Here is an 18,928-nt window from a genome sequence, read left to right on the forward strand (position 1 = left end):
TGAATTACATCATTGCCAATGAGCCCAGCATCACCGGTGTCGTCCAGGAGGTTCACGACACTTATATTCTCATCTACATTGAAACGGAGGGTTACCCAACCGGAGCTGATTGCTCCGTATCTCTGGACGTAGAAAACAAAGACGGCCTGTACAGTCCAATTTCTGTGGGCGATGTGGTGAGCGTCTACTTTGATGGCAACATCGCAGAGAGTTACCCGATGCAGATCAACACCGTGTATGCCATTACCTTGACGGAACCGGCAGACCGGACACAACAAAACAAGGGGTGAGCGGACATTTTACGCCGCTCACCCCTATCATTTTTAACAGAACTTCTCCCCTTTGGCGGAACTGTCACGGCTCTATCTCATAGGGCCAGGTGTTGATGCCGCCAAACTCATAGATATTAGTGTATCCCAATCCGGCCAGCGTGGAGGATGCGGTCTTGCTACGGTTTCCACTGCGGCAGTAGACCAGCACCGTAGAATCCTTTTCAGGAATCACGGCGGCGGCAGTTTCCTCATCTATGCTTCCCACCGGCAGCAGGACAGCTCCAGGGATGTGGCCGCTGTCGTACTCACTCTGTTCCCGCACGTCCAGGACAATCACTTCCTGGGTGTCCATCATTTCTTTGGCAGCTTCCTGGGTGATCTGCTCATAGGAGCCATCAGAGGTACCTCCACTGCATCCGGTCAGCAGCAGAATGGACAACAGAAAAGGGATGATTCGTTTCATTTGAGTTCCTCCAAAAGTCCGGCGGCAAAGGCTTTGTGGCCCTGCTCCGTGAAGTGTACGCCGTCGTAGGCCAGGGAGATGTTCCACCTTCCGGCATCGGCAAAGCGGATGCCAAGCTGCTCTGCCAGGGCTTGACAGAGCCGGGCAAAGGTATGGGAACCCTCAATAAGTTGCTGGCTGGGCACCCACTCACCCAAGGTCATTGGCGGTGGTGCAATGAGGAGTATCTTGCTTTTCTTCAGACGGATGCCAGATAGAAACCTCTCCAGCTTCTTGGCGGCCTGCTCTGGGCTTTTCCCCTGGAGCAGGTCATTGGTCCCCAGCATGACAATCAGCAGGTCAGTGCCGTCCGGGAAAGCAGGAGCGGCGGAAGGAATCTCCCGCCCGTTCTGTCCCATGTTGCAGATGGTCCAGTCAGTTTCCGCAGCCAGAATGTCCACCCACCGGCAGTCCGGATCATAGCGCCCGTCGAAATAGCCTCTGGGGTCGTAGCCGTAGGTGTTGGAGTCGCCGAAACAGATGATGTTCATTTAGTATTCCATATTCTCCCTTCAGCCTTCATAATGCGATAAAAGCGTGTTTTGTTATTACTCCCAAGTTTTCTGAGAAAGAATCTGGGCCAACTGTTCTATATCTGGTATTTCTGTTGACCCAAGTACCGTAGTCAAATCAAAAACACGTGTGCCCATTGGTGCGCGAGGCGTGCTTTTTCTAAAATCAGTTTCATAGAACTGTTGCACAAAGAAAAATCGAGTGGAGTCTAAGTCATATCCATATTTTTTGCCATCTAAAATTGCACGTTCAATAGCTTTCTTGCGCTCTTCGGTCAATTCTCCCAGCTCGACCTGATACGTTAATATGCCGTTTTGATCCCGCCTTCCTGTGATGATCGCTATTACTTCTCCCACCGCTCGAACGCTTTTATTTTTATATAACCCAAGATACCGATGGGCGCGAAACCCACGTTCAATGTTATCGTAGTAGAGATTTTCTCGAACATTGAAATCAAATGTTGTTCCTGCCAACTGCACTCTCATGAATTTCCAGCCGTCCGATACCGGGATCAAGTGATCGTGGTAGCAATAATTCAGGTAGTCTTCCAGCACCTCCTGCATCTCATAATCCCGGTCGTCGATGACTTCCTGGATCCGATTCACCAACTCTTCAAAAGTTGTATTAATGTGGCGAATCGGATTTCCAAGCGATTCATTATAAACGGCAAGTTTGCTCTCGAAAGTTTTCTGCTTTTCTATGTCCATATACTCTGGAGCTAACGTTAGCAGAACTTTCTGCTTCTCATTTTCAAACGATGACAGGTGCCGCTCCAATTGATTTGTATAAAACCAATCCGACAATTTCGTCTCTACCACAATCTTAAAGCTTTCCTGGGTGATTGTGGCATCCGGAACGCTGTTACTACTTTTTTCTTGGAGCCGAAACACGATCTCCGGTTCGAAGTTTTCGGGAAAAACCAGGCTATTTAAGAAGCGGAAAAATTTATCTGTGGAATATTGATATAACCGCGACAACAGCAGCATCGTATTGGCGGTTGCTACATTTTCTTTTGTGTGATACCGCTGGAAATAATGAATTTTCATATACTCCTCTCCCTGTTACAACCTACTGTAGAGCCTTATTTTTCTGCCAAACGACTGTAGTACCGCTCCAGCTTTTCATCGCAAATCTGTTCAATTTCCTGCTTTTCCTCTCGGGTCAGCTTTTTCCAGACGGACTCGTCCACCTGAATCACACCCAGGGTCTTGGTGTGGTGGAGTATCTGCATATCCTCGAATCGCTTGAAGGGGTTGGACAGGATGTTCCGCTGGGCCTGGGCGTCGGTATAGCTACCCTTGGCGTAGATGCTGTTGGCCTTCTCCACCACCAGACCAGCCGCTCTGCGGGCCTCGTAGAACTCCCGGAAATAGGTGACAATGTCGCTGAGTTTTACCCGGCCTTTGTCGTCAGCGAACAACAGCACCGCCTTGAGAAGCACCGGCTTGTAGGAGTAGCTCATGTCCATCTGCCGCACCATATCCAGAAACAGATCCTTACGGTTGGAGTCGTCGATGAGTGTCCAACCGTACTGCTCGGCATACTTCTGGAGCGTCTCTTCTTTGAAATATTTGAAGGTCCGGTGCTCGCTCATGGGCACCACCAGATCAGGTACCAGCAGGCCGTCCCGGACATACCGCTCGATGGTCTCTGTCTGCACATCCACACGGCGGACAAACTCCATCTGGGAAATCATGCCGACGGCTTCCTCCTGCCAGTTGAAGATGTCCACCAGCTCGTAGTCCAGGGCGTCCACCGGCCAGTCGATGAGGGCATCCGGGCGCTCGCCCTTGTCATAAAGGCCCTGCTCGGCGGCTTTCTGCCCCTTGGTGCCCAGCACCAGGGCACCGGGCTTATATTCTTTTAGACGGAACAGCCGGTGCATGGAGTAGGGCATGTTGTACTGGCTGGCGTTGTCCACGAAGTCAAACACCATCAGGCTCTCCTTACCCGGTGACAGTCGCATACCACGGCCCAGCTGCTGGGTATAGAGCACCTTGGACATGGTGGGGCGGGCCATAAACAGGACTTCCGTGGCTGGGCAGTCCCAGCCCTCGTTGAGCAGGTCACAGGCGCACAGCACCTTGGTTTCGCCCTTCTCAAACCGAGCCAGCACCTCCCGGCGGTCGCTGGCCTTGATCTCGACGGACACCGCCTCAGCGGCCACACCAGCGTCATGGAGTCGCCCAGCAATCTCCTGGGCGTGCTTGACAGAAGCACAAAAGATGACTGTCCGCTTGTCCTTCACATACCGGAGCCAGGTATCCACGATCAGCTGATTCCGCTCCGGCACATAGATTTTGCTCTCCAGATCCCGGATGTTGTACTGAACGCTATTGAATCGTACCTTGGTCAGGTCAATATTGGTGTGAATGCGGATACACCGCACCGGCACCAGTTCGCCAATCTCTACGGCGGTCTGGATATCCAACTTGTGGGCGGTGTTCTTGAAGATATCCAGGATATTCTTGTCGTCGGCCCGCTCCGGTGTGGCGGTCAAGCCCAGGGTGAATTCCGGCGTGAAGTAGGCCAGGACCTTCTGGTATGTATCGGCGGAGGCGTGGTGGGCCTCGTCCACGATGATGTATCCGAAGTCATCCGGTTTGAACCGCTCCAGATTCAGTGCCACGCTCTGGATGCTGCCGCAGACCACAAAGGCGTTGCCCTGCTTCATGCTCTCCACATAGCGGCCCACGGTAACCCGGGGCCACAGTTCCCGGAAGGTCTTGGTGGCCTGATCCACCAGTTCCACCGTGTGGGCAAGGAACAGTGTCCGTTTGCCGAACCGTTTGGCATCCATGACGGCGGTCACCGTTTTTCCGGTGCCGGTGGCGTGGTAGAGCAGAGCGATGGTCTCGAAGTTGCAACGCATCCCCTCCAAAGCCGCCAGGGCCTGCTTCTGGTGTTCCTTCAACTCCAACTGGGAGCCGTCCAGGGACTTGCCCCGCTGGGTGGGAAGGTAGTCCTCAATTTCCTTGAAACTGGGGTGTTGACCCAGGAATACCCGCAGTTCGTCCTTGACAGTCTCCGGCTGCTGCTGCATCTGCCGCACCGCCCAGCGGTACACATCCCACCCCAGGTAGATCATGCTGTTTTGTTTGAGCAGGTCATCGTAGAACTTGTTCTGGGAGATCAGCTTGGGGTTGTGGGAAGCCTCGTCGTCGATCTCGATAGCCACCTTCCGCCCGCCGTTTTCGATCAGGAAGTCGGCAAACCGGCTGTTCTGGTAGATATCGGAAAAGGGGTACTGGGAATAGAGATAGCCGGCTTTCTCTGCGCCAAAAGTGTCGGAGAACAATTCGATGAACAGATCCTCGGCACTGCTGCCGGAGGTGGAGCGGTAGGTTGGCATGGAGCGGTCACCTCGGTTTCCTGGTAAAATAAGAATCTTCAATCAAACCTAAATGCGCCAATTTTGCTTCGATGGATCCTCGACTTCTTCCGTGCTCTTTGGCGATTGCTGATAGTTTCATTCCTGAATGGAATTCATCCACCAGTTTGTCTTGTTCTGCCTGAGGCCAAGGTTTTCCTGCATTGGGCGCACTGGGGCTTTTTTTGATTCCCTGTGTCGAACCAAGTATCTGGTGCAACGCACGAATGATATCAGGATGATTGCAAATATGGTCTCGTGGGAAAAGTTCGCCGGTAAAGGGATCAATACCATCAGCTAAAGCGGTCAGAAGTTCTTTTGCTCTCGCAATATCCATTCAGCATTCCTCCCTTACTTCCTTCAAAAGGATCTTTTTCTCAAATCCGCCCCGCTTTGCCGCTTTGTCTGCCCGTACTTGTTCTAACTCTTCCAATGTCCAGCCACGGGCTTTTACAACAGCCTGCATAACTTCTAAGAGGTCAGCCAATTCTTCCAAGGATTTGCTCTCCTGGTACTCGGCCAGCTCCTCGTTCAGCTTCTGATCCAGAAGGTGTATGTAGTCCGCATCAGTAAGTGTTTCGCAGACACAGATTTTTCCGTCTGCTTCAATGATATTAGGGATAAAATCGCGGACAAGTTTATGATAGCTGGTAGATTTCAACTTTTGATTCACATCTCTTTTCTGGTATTGATTATCTCTAACACTTTATTGACATCCTTTTCCCCAAAATGGACAGGTAACCATTCCATCTCAATAAGTAAAAAGTCATTTCTTCTATCTCTCACCATGTTTTCCTCGATTTTCTCGATTCAATACAAACGGTTGGTTTTTAAACATGTTTTTCGAGATGCCCAGTCTTTCCCATGCCAAAACTCCCAATCGACAAACACAGCAATATGGTGCTTTAGTATTGCAATGTCTGGAGATTCCGGAAGCTTTTTATAGTTTTTACGATATCGAAGCCCGTGTTTCCAAAGATTTTTTTGCCAATGTAATTTCTGCTTTGCTTCCTTTTAAGTGTACCTTTTCCATGCGTGCTGAAGTTTCAGGGGTCGTTATAAGCTTTTGATGCTTCATAATGAACTCCACTTTCTACATCAAATACGCCTTATAGAATAAGACTGAGCCTCTACAAGCCATGCTTCTGATTCCATAATCGCCACTACTGGATTCTGTACGATTTCAGGCATATAGTCTGGCTGGTTGATTTTATGCAAATCCACCAAGTACAAATAATAAGTTTCGCCTTTTAATTTAGCAGTCTCATATTCATTCTTTGACCAATAGAATCCGGAACTCGATATGGCTTTTACCTCTATAAACCGATCCGTTTCTTTAGACTTTACAGAGTTGTAAGAGATAATATCATACCCTGCTGTAACGTCGACTTCTGAAATACGCCTAACCTTGCCAGCCAGAGGGGCACCAAGCCTGTTTTTTTCAAACTCTAAGACAAATTGCTCGGCTTTCTCACCGATAAGTTCATTTTTCTCAAGTTGCCTTTTTAATTCTTCTAATGAAAGTTGCTTTCGTTTTGCTTTGCAGTATTTTCCTATGAACGAATCATATGCCGGAGCTAAATAAAAGTACGTTCCCCATGTCTCTCTTTGTGGAATTAAAAGGCCTTGGCTAATCAACACATTTCTGATTCCCGATAAAGAAAGGGGGAAAAGTTCATTTTTGAAAATATACTGGTGTTGAAGTGAATCGTAGGAAAAGATGCTTGAGCTCATAATGTTTTCATCAAACAATCGTTTTATAGTAGATTTTATAAGAGCGTCGTTTAATTTTTCTTTGTCTTTGAGAAAAGGGATAATATCCGGTGAAATAGATATTCTCCCTTCGGCCACTTGTATCCACCCTAATGCAGAACAATATTTGACCACTTCTTCGACGGAAAGATTTTGTTTCCCATAGAGATGGGAGCAAATTATTTCAGCATCTGAAATAGGGACTTGCCTGGTTCCTACAACATCACAGAAGAAAAAGAGAAGGCCTTCTTTTCCCCCCAGGTGCTTAAGATTTTTTAGTGCGTCTAACATAATCTTTTATCAACGCCTTTATGTCGTCATCGCCCAAATCGTCGTAGATGTTGTTAAATAATGGTATCGGCATACTCTCCATGATTTCTGTCATCCGTTGCTCTTTGTCAGTCAATCTCGTATCGATTGTTTCATCAATGGTATCACGAGACAAAACATAGTAATAATTCGTAATCGTACCGGCCTTTAAACCATATCGATGAATCCGATCTTTAGACTGTACGAAGTGTGCCGCATTAAAAGATCTTTCTACATAAATGGCATTATGACAAGATTTATGTAATGAAATAGATTCTGCGACCGCAAATGGGTTTGCAATGATGACCTTGAATGGACAGTCAGGTTCCTGAAAAAGTCGTACGATTTTTTCTCGTGTCAAAACAAACTCTTCATCGATACCATCTTGCTCGACCGGTGTTTCACCATATAATTCTTGGCAGGAAATTCCTTGACTTTCAAGATAAGATTTCAAGCCGTGGATCGTATGAATAAAAGTAGCCCAAATAACTACCCTACCACCGGCGAGTAATATCTCGTCGACCAATTGTTTCACAGCAATATATTTGGCAGGTATCTCGTTCGCTTCGTAATCGAGAATCGTCTTGAGCACATCAGAATCATCTATCCTCTGATACTCATCGATTTGAATATCCTCATCATCAAAAAAATTCCGAAGAGGAGTCCTTAGCATCGCTGGATCAGAGGCGGCTTGCATCAATCGAATCATGCGTGCTTGAGCTAATGCAGATTTAAAACGCGACGACATATTTGAAGATTCATCTGCAATAAACTCATCCATATACTTCTTCTCAATAAAATCATAGATTCTTTGCTGCAGTGGTCCCATAGATACATAGACCGGAGGATGCGTAGTTGCTGGTGGAATATTTAAATCACTTTTTCGTATACGGATAAAATATGGGGAGATATTATCAATCAAACGTGCAACTCTCGCTTGATCGCCAGTCACTGTTATATCTCGAAGTTGGTTAATTTCAAATCCCAAAACATTCTTGTTTGGCCAAATGAATCTAAAGAGATTATAAATATCTTCATATCCGTTTGGTGCAGGTGTACCTGTAAGAACGATTCGGGATTTACTGTATTTGGACATTTCAAGCACAGCTTGCGCAATAACCCCTCCTGATGAGTTTTTTGCTTTATGAGCTTCATCAAGTACTACCATTACTTTATTCGTTCGAAGGAAAAAACCCAATTCCTCTTGCAATGAAATCAGAGAAGCATAAGAAATCAAAGTCAGCTCTGCAGGATATTTAGATATCAGATAATCTTGCTTATCTACTTTATCGATACCTCCAACAAGTCGCTTAGATACAGGTGGCCGCCCAAAACACTCTTCATATTCCTGTTCCCACGGGCCAAAGGAACTCAAGGGTCCAACAATCAGCAATCGATCGATATGCTTGATATTTTCCTCAGGAAGATTATGCAAATACGCATATGCTCCATAAACGATGCTTGTCTTACCAGCTCCTGGTACAGAGAAATTACACGCGTTTTGGGAAAAAGCCATATGATAAGCCGAAAGCAACTGTAGAGGGTAAAGTGATCTTGCAGTGAGATTTTTAGCTACAGCCCCAGTAAATTCTTCAAATTCCGCCGCATCACACTCATTGTTTCGAATGTGGAGCGCTTTTTGAGAAAACTCGGCAAATTTTTGTTCTTCCAAGTAATAATCCCGAATTATCTTTTCGGAACTTTCACTTTGCACCTCAACAAAGCCATACTTGCGCAACATAGCGCTGATATTCGACATCACAGAAAACGGCTCATCATCTTCGATTGGAATGATAACTTGATTTCCCATTATGCGGGGATGTAAGTAATCCCGAACATACCTCCAAGCAAAGCGATTCTTCTGTAAAGCCGCAATATCCCCAAGTAGATGTATTTCATTATTTGTTGAATCAAAATCTATAGAGATATTTGCCACGATACTCATCTCCGCTCCAGAATCTTTTTCATCTCCCAAGTGATTTTACTGATTTCTCGAATCATCTCTTCGATATGCGGATCTTCACTGAAGCTGCTTTGTTCATAGTCGACCGATCTGAGCGCACTAAGTGCTCGCTCAAGAAGATCTGCTGGCTTATTAGCATCCCGCTTATCTTCAAGACGTCTGGAAAATCTGTTGAGATTGCCTTTCAGCTGCCCTTTTGCTTGCTCTACCCAAGCATTATCACGCTGCCTAAGTAAAAGGCTCAAATCTTCGCCGGGACAACGTTGTCTCAATTCATCAACTGTTTCATCATCAATGGGAGTATTTTCTTGATGTTTCTTCAAAAAATCATCCCACAATTCTTTGAAGAAAAATATACTTCCATCTTTGCCGGTCTTTGCAATATCTCGAAACTCTTTTCCCTCATACCGAGCTCTTATGTAGTCAAAACAAACGAGTTTTAAGTCCGAGATATCAGAATCAGAATATGTCCAGTCCATATTTCGCACATTTGCACCTCGTTTGGCATAGGATTCAAGATAATTTTGTAAGTCGACAAATGGCCCCTCGGTCTTTTCAAGGCGGGTATAGATTCCATCATACCCATATTCCTGGAGATATTCCTCCATTAATGTGAGAATCTTCAACCATTCTTTAATCTGACTTGGTTTCTCACTCATGAATCCGGCAATATCTTCTTCAGAGAATCCAAGCCGTTTCAGTTCTTTACACTTGAGATACTTCTCAATGGGATTGTAGTCAAGCTTATCATCCTCACCCATTTGATAAATCGTCTCGAGCTGTTGTATATCCTTTTCTTCAGCATCATCAGGCAGAATGATTGCAAGAAAGTACTTACAGTGCTCAACCTGTGCATAGGTGTAGTTCAATTCGTCTCGCTTATGGAAAAGCCTATTCAAGAGCATTGCACGACGGTTTCCATCAACGATCGTACCATCTGATGTAACGATGCCATACCTTTGTTGACCGTTTTTCAATAAGCTATCCATTGTGATCTTGTTACGATCAACTTTGGATTCGTATAGAAACTTTTCTATGATTTTGCAGTCGTCTTCCTTTTCAGCATTTAATTCTCCATTTTGCTTTTCATAGGATAGCACATCAGATCCAATTCTGCCGTTATACTTATTGTATACGAGATAATCCAAAGGGATACGCCATACGATTTCTGTTCGTGTAGTTCCTTTATAGCGCAGGGGGATACCGGTCATTGCTTGGTTTAGTTGATTACTCTTTAGTTCTTCCAACTTGGCTTTTCTTGTAGCGGCATCCATTACACAACCCTCCATTTGTAAAAAAGATCTGAGAGTAGATAGTATCCAATTGCAATTGCTAAGGGCAAACTATGCGGTTCTTGATCGATCGTAATCAGTTTCCTCTGTGAATCTTCGGGAAGGAGCTTTTCGATAAACTCTTTGGTTGATTCTAATATCTCATAGGGTCCAGCCCATGGTGTCTTATTTCTTTCTTTGCTCGTCATACAATATGCTGCCTGGAACATGTCAGCATCAGGGATTATTTTGTGCTTTTCCTCCAAGAATCTTTGCATATTTGACCGATATTCCTCTGGGATACAATAGATAGGCAGAATGGGACAATACATTTTTGCTTTGTTTTTACCTTGACTATAATGGATTTCCACATCCCATTTGAAGTTATGATTATCAAAATCCGAATGATAATTCGTAAGTTCCACACGATATGCATTGATTATCAAATAGGGAATATGGTATTTGAACTTTGCAGTTGCACGACGAGGCTTTTCTTCTTTTATTGGAAAGCGTGTCCCATTGAGATTTACAAATTTGATTTCCTCGCTATGTTGGATTCGTGGGTAAGCGGTCGGCAATATACCATGATTCTCTTCCACGATAGCCTTTGCAATGGCATATGACATTTTAGGAGGAACCGCATTACCAACGAGTGTGTGCTTAGTCGCTTTAGAATCACCATAAAACCAATAGTCAATGGGGAAACTCATCATTGAAGCAGCTTCCCTAACTGTTGGGAGTCTATATCTATCCTCTTTATATCCAAGAATCATCGCTTCCCGAGAACTGGCAGACATTGTTGCCATTACAGTTCTTGAGGGCTTTGATGTATTTTCTGGAAATGCCATTTTCCCCATATATCCTTTATCCTGTTTTAGGCGTTTCGCCGTTTTATACTCAAAATCGGCCAATTCATATATGTAATGATGGTCAGTAATTTGTTGACGTTCTATGAAAAGGGTAGGATAATTAATATCTGTTACCAGTGCATTGTTTTCACACAATGGATCTCCTAACGAATCGAGGACCATTTGTAAAGTGACCAAATTATTATCATCATTTGTTGCAATAGGCTTTGGAAATTCACCGCATAGATACCTTTCTCTGTTAGTGGGTGCTCCGAAATATTTCGCATTGTACTTACCGGAAGCACCATCTTGAGTTCTTAATACAAAATCTCCATCCAATCCGAGATCGGATGCCGAATACTCTTTCTTTATATAGTCACGAACTGCAGGTACATTTTCAAGCACCCAATAACGAAGAACGGAACCTTGCTTAAATTTTTTGCGAGCAATGATTTTGAGATATGCTTCGATTAACTGAATACCAATCGACTTATCTGCATTACCAGATTTATTGGAGTGTGAAAAAGACTGACAAGGTGGGGAACCAATTATTACTTCCGAATCAGGTACTAATGCCTCAAACTCATCATCAGGTAGCTGAGATATACGAATAACATCATCTTGTACGACTTTTACATCGGGTTTGTTTCCTAAATAAGTTTTTACAGCTGGAGTCCATCTGTCAACGGCAAAAACAATATCAAATCCCGCTTGGCGGAACCCTTCAGAAAAACCTCCACCGCCGCAAAAAAAATCAGCTACCCGCATAATGTCGTTTCCTCATTTCTTAGGTGATTGTTTGCTATATGATATTCAACCATATTATTTATACTATAAACAGGACTAATAGTCGCTTACATCTGTAAAAAATGCTCTGCCACTTGGCAGAGCACTCGGTTTGTCACAACCAGACTGCCAAAGTCCTATTCCAACACTTGACAGCGTTGTATATAATAATAGCACATTCAACAGGGATGTGCAAGAAAGCCCTGCGTTCGCACGATTTTGATTTGTTTTCAATAAAACTCTGTGTCGTTTTCACACTTGGTGCGCTCACAGTTTCTTTGCCGTACATAGTAATTACCCATATAGAAAGCATGCGAACCTGTATGCGAACCTTCATAATAGGTGGCAAAACCGCATCTATTTTTCTGAGTACCAAACCAGAAGCACCTGTTATCTATCTAAATACCTTCTCTGGTGAAGGGCAGAAAGTATTTGAAGCTGCTCAGGCCGCTGGCTTTCCATCATTAGCGTGGAGCGCACCACTGCCGGCATTGCCTGGATGCTGAGCCGATAAGACTTGTCAGAAACGCTGTTCCTTGTTACAATGGCAGTAGGAAGGGAGGCAGAGTCTATGGTGACAATTCGATGCCCGCACTGCGGAAGTCCTGTGATGATTCGGGGCAATCGCTGGGAGTGCGGCTGGTGTGGGGACTTTGGAGGAATCTCGTCTCTTCACCCCTCGGAAAAGGCCAAGCTGATGCAAGCAGCTACACCCTCTGTTCAGTTCACCATCACAGTGACGGACACCTCCGATGACGAGTAGGAAACTCCACGCATTTTCCCCCTGGGTGAACTGGAAGACATTCTCCTGTCCTGCTCTCAGTTGGGTGAAAGAGAACTCCGACAGAATCTGCTGGATCTTCTGGGCTGCAATCCCTTTCCCCATGATGAGATCGAACTGGAGACAGACGAGGAGTAACCCGGGTATTTTCGACGGGGCGTATTCTTTGATTAGGCATGCTAAAAACTGATACGCCTGAGGGGCAGAAATGGCTTGCCTTCCGGCTTCGCCAGAGGTACAATACCTTAAACCCAAACATGAAAAAGAGCCCTTCTGAACAGGCGGCGGCAGCGGATGCCGCACCTGGTCAAGAAGGGCTCTTTGACCACATGTTTGACCACAGACAGCGCCGGAGCACTCGGAAACAGTGGAATTAAGAGCGTCAAAGAGTGAGCGGAATGTAGCGGAAAGGGTTAAAACCATTAGAAAGTACCAGAAAAAATTTAGTTTAACCGTTTGGGACTTTCATGCAGCAGAAACGAACAAATTACAAAAAGATTGCTAATATCCAGCTAAAGCGCAGAAAAAGCCCCCAATAGCCTCATAAAAATCACAGTCTTTTATAGACGGCATCCGTTTTGACCACATGCGATTCCATAAAATTCGATTATTCTGAACATAATCAATTAGAAACTGGCACTATTTTTGCATAATCCGTTGTTTTTGGAGCATAAAAGTTGTGGTCAAAAATTCGCAGTCGAATTTTTCTCCCTTATTGATATTTAAACTTATTTTCTGTTCTGTGCCGCAATCATGCACTTTACATCGAAGATTTTATAGTGCCTATTCTTTGTCTATAGCGTGTTAAAAATTGATACGCCTGCTGCACGAATTTTCGATGTCTTGGTTATGTGTTGGGCAGATCGTTTTCAAAGCACCGGCCCCAATCTCATCTCTCGACTGCAAGCGTACACACTGGCTCGCCACTGGCTGCCTCTACATAGACACATCTTCCATGACAAGCTGTTCGCTTTCTGCATGACCGGACAGAGACAGGAACTCACCTGCAATATCCGGGTTTTTGAACCGAAGTACATCCGTATCTTTTCTGCCAAAAGCAAGAAAATCCACGCCGCCATACCACACAACACTTTCATCCACAACGGCATACCGCTGATTTAGTTCTTTGTGCGTATGGACCACTATGCCTATCTGCTCCAATATCTTAATCGCCTCACACACACTTTCTTGATTTAAGAGTTCTCTGCCATCTGCCGTTCTGGTATGGATCGCAATTTCGACACCGGAAGCGACCGCCTTCTGCAAAGGGGGAAGAAGTTTCACGATTCTGCCTTTTTGCAGATAGGGACTAACAATAACCACGCTGCGGACAGCATCGTCCAAGTCCTGCTCAAAGGGAAGCATAGATGAGTGGCCATCATAAATCACACTGATAGACTGATCCGCTGCACCGAATTTGACCTGATATCCCAGTTCCGCATAACCCTTCAGGCGTTTATGATACATCCGCTCCAATGTAGGAACATTGATATCCACATAATCGTAGATGCGAACTTCCTGCTTTCCTTCATAATTTCTATGGAGACGACCGGCATACTGTGCCAATGTGCCCTTCCACGATATGGGCATCGCCAGAAGCAAGGTGTCCAGCCGTGGGGCGTCAAAGCCCTCTCCAATGTACTTTCCGGTGGCAACGACCACCACATCCTCATCGTCAGGCATATTCTGCAATGCGGTCAGCTTTTCACGCTTATCCTTTTGCTTGTCACTGCCAATGAGCAAGAAAACGTGTTTCACCTGATCCGACAGCTGATTGGCAAGCAATACAGCGTGTTCCTTCCGCTCCGTCAGAAGAATCGGTGTGCGCCCCTCCTGAACCAGCTTCAAAGTGTCTGACACCAACAGTACGTTCCGGTTGTGATTTTCAATCACACCGGCGTACATATCCTGAATCCTGTTGGCATCCGGCAACCTCATGCGAGTAAATCTGGGGATTACGATATGAGAGAAGCTTCGCTTCTCCGCCTGGCTTTTTGCGTCCACCAAATACCGGACAGGACCGCACTGCATAAAGATGATGGGATGATGGCCGTCCTTGCGGACAGGTGTGGCAGACAAACCGTAAACATATTTGGCTTCCACGGCTTTCAGCACGGTTTCAAAGGTGAATGCGGCCACATGATGACACTCATCTACAATGACCATTCCGTACTCTGCCACAAAAGACTTTACCGTCTTTTCTTCTCCCTTAAGCAGGGACTGCATGGTGGCAATATCGACAATCCCGCTGCGGGTATTCTTTCCACTGCCGATTTGGCCAATGAGATGCCGCTTTTTCTTCCTGCCACGCTTTTTAGGAAGTTCCGGCAGAACCTCATGAATATTCAGAAATTGTTCCAGCGAGGATTTCCACTGTTCCAGCAATGCGCTGGACTGTACCAATACCAGGGTATTGACTTTACGCTGTGCAATCAGATATGCACCGATCACAGTTTTCCCAAATGCAGTAGTTGCGGACAGAACACCCATGTCTGCGGCAAGCAGCGCCTGGGCAGCGGGTTCCTGCTCTGGACGTAGCATTCCGTTGAATTCCACATCAATGGAATGTCCCAGTGATCTGTGATCCTCCAGGATGGCAGGGACTTCATATTGATCGAATAACCCCAGAAGCGCCTCTATACAGCCACGGGGAATGCCAATGTAATTCTCATCCTCATATCCGCAATCCAGCACACGGGGAATGCCATATACGGAAATGCGCATGGCTTGCTTGGAGCGAAATTCCGGATTTGGAAACGCCGCAAGCCGTTTGAGCGTATTCAATGCCGCTTGAGAGAAGTCTTTTTTCTCAATGTAGATCAGATTGGAAATATACAGGCTTACCTGCAACGGAAAATCTCTACGTGTCAGTTTTGTCTGGGTTCGCTTGCGTTTCCAGGGCACTTGCTTCTCCTCGGCATCTGCCAATTCTCCCACGTCGCCATGATGACATAGTTTCCTTAAGGCTTCTTCTAACTGTTCCGGTGTGATTTTTGGCAGGGAGGATAGAAACGCCCACTGATCGGGATAAGGCTCAAAGCGATCATCCACAAACAGTGAATTTCCGTCTTTCTGCGCCTGTCCTTGAAATGGCAGGGCAATCAAATTCCCAAAACCGCCCTTCGGCACAAGATCCTGAGACGGGAACAACCGGTCATAGGATGAAAAGGATAGCTCGTGTCTGCACGACATGGTTCGGGTCAGCAAACCGGTCCCCAAGCGCCTGGCATCGGCGGCGGAAACAGGTTCCGAAAAGAAAAACCAGACATGAGCGCCATTTCCGGAGCGGGAGCGTTCCACTGCCGGTACAAGTCCCGTTTCTTTGCAGGATTTACAAAATGCCGTCACATCAAGCTTCCAGTTTTCTTCATCAAAATCCGCAGCCAACAGCCAGGTCTTGTTGTCCTCCAGCATCGGATAGATTGCCGCCACATCTCTGCACAAAGAATCACGGCCAATCAAATGTGCTTTGACCACATCGGCCGTGAGCGGCCGAAACTCACGGTTGGGGCACTCTGCGCACTTGTATTTCTTTTTATCGCACAGGCTGTGCACCCATTCATTTTTACAGACTGGGGTGTAACCGGTTTTCCCGGTGGTGGTGCTGTGATACCGGCGTGCATATACATCTTCCCGCCCTTTGAAAACAGAGAGGAAATACTCGATTTTCTCCTGTGAGGAGCTGTGTGCGTGAACCGGAGCAGACTGTACATCCGTTAGAGCACAGCTGCGCCACAGCGGCTCGGAGCATACCGCCCTTTTGCCGTTTTCATCTTCACAGAGAAGCAGCGCCTGCCCCCCATCCAGAGACGGGACGATTTCAAGAAGCGTATATTCCCGGCCATTGATGATCGCTTTTCGATTCATACACAGCACCCCCTCCGCACCAGCAGTTACTTCCGTCTATACTTTGTTTTCCTGCCGTTTCCATCCTGATAAATCAGGCCCTCGGCGACCATGCGCTTCAGAATCCGGTTGGCTGTGGCCTGGCTTACCTCCAGCAGCTGATCCACATCACTGCGCACGATATGGCCATGGGAACCAATGAAATCCAGAATCCGTTTCTCGTCGCCTTTGACCGTGCCAACCAATGTCTCTGTATGATTTGCGCCGGTGTTCCTGTTTGGCAGCGTGATTTTGAATGCGTTGCTCGATACCTCGATTTTGGGCTTCAATTCCGTCTCCGTGTAGGCGTTCATGATTTTAGGCATACCGGTGCCGTATGCCTCAATCAGCTGCAGACGATAAAATATGGCTGCCAGCTTGGGGTTTCGGCAAACCGAAAGTCCCAGCATAATGTCGTCCAGTTCAATGCCGGAGGGCAGTCCACCCACAGAAACAAATTCGATTCTGTCAGCATACACACAGACAAGGGTGCTTGCACGGAAGGAATAGTCTCTGTGGACCAGTGAGTTCAACAGCGCTTCCCGCAGTGCATCTTCCGGATAATCCCGTGTGTCGATTCGGTATAGCCCATCAAAAGTTGCCTTTGTCTGGTTACGCATATCCAGATAGCTGTATAGCTCCTCCATCTGCTGAAACAGCGAACCGTCAAATTCTCTTCTGTCCTGAAAGCTTCCCTTATCTTCCCCCGAGAAGGTCGCCGCCTTGATGGTGCTGGGACACTGGTCGGACAGGAGCAGCGCCACATTGGAGTAGATACCATCAGAGATCATCCCAAGGGTTTGCATTTTTGCAGTATCAAATGGGATATTCTGCTTCTCAAATTGCTTTTCTGCCGCTTCAAAGCTGAGGTTCTGTTCCAGCGAACGCATGGATTCGAAACTGTCGCCATCGGTTTCCTTAATCATTCTTCGAATTGCAGTATCTGTGGCCGGATCAGACGATGTGCCGTTCCTGACATAGACCCCACTGGGTTTCAACCCCTTGCTGCCCAGATAATAGGGCCGGTCGGTCCCTTTTTGAATGGTCACGGCGATGATATCCTTGTCACTGACATGTTGGGTTTCATAGCCCACAAACATTGTCACATCAGGCTTGATAGAATCCCGAATCATATTGTTCAGCTGTAAAATGACTTGGTCAGCGTTTTTGACTCCCACGACATTTCCATCGTTGCTGACGCCAATATATAGCGTACCGCCTCTTGTATTGGCAAAGGCAATGACTTCTTTGCAGATATCTCCCACGACCTCTGCTTTCAGTTCAACAACTTCGCTTTCAACAAATGCCATACACAGCGCCTCCTTTTCTTAGTTGTCATTATAATCATTCTTGTCATTCTTGTCAAATTCTATTCATCTGACAGGAAACTAATTCCGGCCTGTCAACGCCTTGGCGCGAGAATATTTCTTTGATTAGGCGTGTTAAAAATTGATACGCCTGGCTTGAAAAAACACCTTGCTTCTTGGTCTCATCGAAGGTACAATACCCCAAACCTGAACATGAAAGAGAGCCCTTCTAACCAAGCAACAGCAGTTTACTGCGCCTGGTCAAGAAGGGCTCTCTGACCACATGTAAGACCACAGACAGCGCCGGAGTACACGGAAACAGCGGAAACAAGAGCATTAAAAAGTAATTTCTTTGGAGTGGAAAGGACTACAAGGCACTATAAACACCTATAAAAAATGCCGAGAATCTCTTTGGGAGCAGGATGTCGGGAGTTCGAGTCTCTCCACTCGGACCATTTTGGTCAGAAAAACCGCCTATTCAGGCGGTTTTTCTTCTTTTTGTAGAGCCTTTTGATTGAAATACTCTATTTTGCATCATACGGCTTGCTGTTGTTGGTTCGTCCCAGAATATAATCGCTAGACACCTTGTAGTAGTCCGCCAATTTCAGAAGATGGATCACCGGAATGGTCTGAAATCCACGCTCGTAGCGGGAATACACCGTCTGGGTGATCCCTAAAATTTCTGCCACATCCTCCTGCCGCAGATCCCTGTCCTCCCGCAAATCTCTCAGTCGTTGAAATAACATACCGCTCACCGCCCTTAGTACTGATTGATACTATTGACGATACCGCAGATTTTCATTAGAATGTTGATTGTAGAACTTATAAGTACTAAGGCGGTGGTTGCATGGAGCTGTATCAGGAAATCCTTTGTCATGTGTTGGCAAACGAAAAAATTCAGGTCTCCTTCCCGGAACTCATCAATACAGACGTAACAAAGATTGTGGAGTTGGAATGCTATAAGGCCCTGAGCAAAATCAAGGCCATTCTGGAAAATGACACATCGGCAGACAGCGAATGCTTTCAGCAAATCGAGGAGATCGTCTGTGCCTTTGAGGCACTGGGTTCCAACGGCGGCATCCGCCATGATTTCGGATAACCCCACGGACGAGTAACCGCCCGCTGAATCTCAACAGATGATCCAGCGGCACAATGCTTGTATAAACGCTTGCAACTGTGGAGATCCTTTGTTATACTGATACTAATTGATACTATGTCATATCAGAGGTGAACACAATGGATGCCGGATTGTTTGCCAAGATGCTCTCCGACAAAAGCATCATCGACCTGAAAAAACTTGGCTACAAATACCCTCAGGCTGATCTGAAGGAATTTGTGGCACTGCTTGACAGCGGTTTTTATAAGCCTC

At 46.3% G+C, this 18,928-nt stretch carries 16 protein-coding genes and 1 pseudogene; 3 read left to right on the plus strand and 14 right to left on the minus strand.

From position 1 onward, the window contains the following. Positions 1–290, plus strand: a 290-nt coding sequence (locus H9X86_RS09300) for a DUF3221 domain-containing protein (RefSeq protein WP_204901260.1), incomplete at its 5' end; no start/stop codon positions are given. Between the two features lie 64 nt (positions 291–354). Here H9X86_RS09300 and H9X86_RS09305 read toward each other — a convergent pair. The 11 genes and pseudogenes from H9X86_RS09305 to H9X86_RS09355 form a co-directional block, all read right to left on the minus strand. Next, on the minus strand, positions 355–735 hold the full coding sequence (locus tag H9X86_RS09305; RefSeq protein WP_168125491.1) for a rhodanese-like domain-containing protein: 381 nt from the start codon (positions 733–735) through the stop codon (positions 355–357). Next, entirely contained in the window at positions 732–1,265 is a 534-nt protein-coding gene (locus tag H9X86_RS09310) for a GDSL-type esterase/lipase family protein (RefSeq protein ID WP_204901261.1), read from the minus strand. The genes H9X86_RS09305 and H9X86_RS09310 overlap by 4 nt, the downstream gene beginning before the upstream one ends. 57 nt (positions 1,266–1,322) lie before the next feature. Further along, the gene (locus tag H9X86_RS09315; RefSeq protein WP_204901262.1) at positions 1,323–2,333 is read right to left on the minus strand and encodes a hypothetical protein; all 1,011 of its coding nucleotides are present in this window, start codon (positions 2,331–2,333) and stop codon (positions 1,323–1,325) included. Positions 2,334–2,368: 35 nt separating this feature from the next. Further along, positions 2,369–4,639 carry a DEAD/DEAH box helicase gene (locus tag H9X86_RS09320; protein WP_204901263.1) on the minus strand — a complete coding sequence of 757 codons (2,271 nt, stop codon included), beginning with the start codon at positions 4,637–4,639 and terminating at the stop codon, positions 2,369–2,371. Positions 4,640–4,646: 7 nt separating this feature from the next. Then, complete coding sequence (locus H9X86_RS09325; RefSeq protein ID WP_204870618.1) at positions 4,647–4,994, minus strand: hypothetical protein; 348 nt, start codon at positions 4,992–4,994, stop codon at positions 4,647–4,649. Continuing rightward, the gene (locus H9X86_RS09330; RefSeq protein WP_346011458.1) at positions 4,995–5,330 is read right to left on the minus strand and encodes a nucleoside triphosphate pyrophosphohydrolase; all 336 of its coding nucleotides are present in this window, start codon (positions 5,328–5,330) and stop codon (positions 4,995–4,997) included. A gap of 137 nt (positions 5,331–5,467) precedes the next feature. Next, a pseudogene (locus H9X86_RS12535) lies at positions 5,468–5,656 on the minus strand (very short patch repair endonuclease); the annotation flags it as partial. Positions 5,657–5,755: 99 nt separating this feature from the next. Continuing rightward, positions 5,756–6,700 carry a protein NO VEIN domain-containing protein gene (locus H9X86_RS09340; RefSeq protein ID WP_204901264.1) on the minus strand — a complete coding sequence of 315 codons (945 nt, stop codon included), beginning with the start codon at positions 6,698–6,700 and terminating at the stop codon, positions 5,756–5,758. After that, on the minus strand, positions 6,675–8,654 hold the full coding sequence (locus H9X86_RS09345) for a DEAD/DEAH box helicase (protein ID WP_346011459.1): 1,980 nt from the start codon (positions 8,652–8,654) through the stop codon (positions 6,675–6,677). The genes H9X86_RS09340 and H9X86_RS09345 overlap by 26 nt, the downstream gene beginning before the upstream one ends. A 5-nt stretch (positions 8,655–8,659) precedes the next feature. Next, the gene (locus tag H9X86_RS09350; protein ID WP_204901266.1) at positions 8,660–9,955 is read right to left on the minus strand and encodes a hypothetical protein; all 1,296 of its coding nucleotides are present in this window, start codon (positions 9,953–9,955) and stop codon (positions 8,660–8,662) included. Beyond that, on the minus strand, positions 9,955–11,568 hold the full coding sequence (locus tag H9X86_RS09355) for a DNA cytosine methyltransferase (RefSeq protein WP_204901267.1): 1,614 nt from the start codon (positions 11,566–11,568) through the stop codon (positions 9,955–9,957). Before H9X86_RS09355 ends, H9X86_RS09350 begins: the two co-directional genes overlap by 1 nt. A 589-nt stretch (positions 11,569–12,157) precedes the next feature. Here H9X86_RS09355 and H9X86_RS09360 point away from each other — a divergent pair. Further along, positions 12,158–12,349: a hypothetical protein gene (locus H9X86_RS09360; protein ID WP_204901268.1), complete on the plus strand. Its 192-nt coding sequence runs from the start codon at positions 12,158–12,160 to the stop codon at positions 12,347–12,349. A 954-nt stretch (positions 12,350–13,303) separates the two neighbouring features. On the opposite strand, the gene H9X86_RS09365 is transcribed toward H9X86_RS09360, so the two are convergent. From H9X86_RS09365 to H9X86_RS09375, 3 genes are all read right to left on the minus strand, one after another. After that, positions 13,304–16,234 carry a TOTE conflict system archaeo-eukaryotic primase domain-containing protein gene (locus H9X86_RS09365; protein WP_204901269.1) on the minus strand — a complete coding sequence of 977 codons (2,931 nt, stop codon included), beginning with the start codon at positions 16,232–16,234 and terminating at the stop codon, positions 13,304–13,306. A 26-nt stretch (positions 16,235–16,260) separates the two neighbouring features. Beyond that, a complete protein-coding gene (locus tag H9X86_RS09370; RefSeq protein ID WP_204901270.1) occupies positions 16,261–17,562 on the minus strand; it encodes an RNA-binding domain-containing protein in 1,302 nt (433 codons plus the stop codon). Between the two features lie 521 nt (positions 17,563–18,083). Next, positions 18,084–18,305 (minus strand): helix-turn-helix domain-containing protein, encoded by a 222-nt coding sequence (locus tag H9X86_RS09375; RefSeq protein WP_204901271.1) that lies wholly within the window; start codon positions 18,303–18,305, stop codon positions 18,084–18,086. Positions 18,306–18,406: 101 nt separating this feature from the next. On the opposite strand from H9X86_RS09375, the gene H9X86_RS09380 reads away from it, so the two are divergent. Next, complete coding sequence (locus H9X86_RS09380) at positions 18,407–18,658, plus strand: hypothetical protein (protein ID WP_204901272.1); 252 nt, start codon at positions 18,407–18,409, stop codon at positions 18,656–18,658. Positions 18,659–18,928: the final 270 nt, after the last annotated feature.

Source organism: Pseudoflavonifractor capillosus, assembly GCF_016902575.1.
Taxonomy (GTDB): Bacteria; Bacillota; Clostridia; order Oscillospirales; family Oscillospiraceae; genus Enterenecus; species Enterenecus capillosus_A.

What these genes read in the sequence shown, in the direction of transcription:
- H9X86_RS09305 (WP_168125491.1), bottom strand. Translation starts at nt 735, where the DNA reads ATGAAACGAATCATCCCTTTTCTGTTGTCCATTCTGCTGCTGACCGGA.
- H9X86_RS09310 (WP_204901261.1), bottom strand. Translation starts at nt 1,265, where the DNA reads ATGAACATCATCTGTTTCGGCGACTCCAACACCTACGGCTACGACCCC.
- H9X86_RS09315 (WP_204901262.1), bottom strand. Translation starts at nt 2,333, where the DNA reads ATGAAAATTCATTATTTCCAGCGGTATCACACAAAAGAAAATGTAGCA.
- H9X86_RS09320 (WP_204901263.1), bottom strand. Translation starts at nt 4,639, where the DNA reads ATGCCAACCTACCGCTCCACCTCCGGCAGCAGTGCCGAGGATCTGTTC.
- H9X86_RS09325 (WP_204870618.1), bottom strand. Translation starts at nt 4,994, where the DNA reads ATGGATATTGCGAGAGCAAAAGAACTTCTGACCGCTTTAGCTGATGGT.
- H9X86_RS09340 (WP_204901264.1), bottom strand. Translation starts at nt 6,700, where the DNA reads ATGTTAGACGCACTAAAAAATCTTAAGCACCTGGGGGGAAAAGAAGGC.
- H9X86_RS09350 (WP_204901266.1), bottom strand. Translation starts at nt 9,955, where the DNA reads ATGGATGCCGCTACAAGAAAAGCCAAGTTGGAAGAACTAAAGAGTAAT.
- H9X86_RS09355 (WP_204901267.1), bottom strand. Translation starts at nt 11,568, where the DNA reads ATGCGGGTAGCTGATTTTTTTTGCGGCGGTGGAGGTTTTTCTGAAGGG.
- H9X86_RS09360 (WP_204901268.1), top strand. Translation starts at nt 12,158, where the DNA reads ATGGTGACAATTCGATGCCCGCACTGCGGAAGTCCTGTGATGATTCGG.
- H9X86_RS09365 (WP_204901269.1), bottom strand. Translation starts at nt 16,234, where the DNA reads ATGAATCGAAAAGCGATCATCAATGGCCGGGAATATACGCTTCTTGAA.
- H9X86_RS09370 (WP_204901270.1), bottom strand. Translation starts at nt 17,562, where the DNA reads ATGGCATTTGTTGAAAGCGAAGTTGTTGAACTGAAAGCAGAGGTCGTG.
- H9X86_RS09375 (WP_204901271.1), bottom strand. Translation starts at nt 18,305, where the DNA reads ATGTTATTTCAACGACTGAGAGATTTGCGGGAGGACAGGGATCTGCGG.
- H9X86_RS09380 (WP_204901272.1), top strand. Translation starts at nt 18,407, where the DNA reads ATGGAGCTGTATCAGGAAATCCTTTGTCATGTGTTGGCAAACGAAAAA.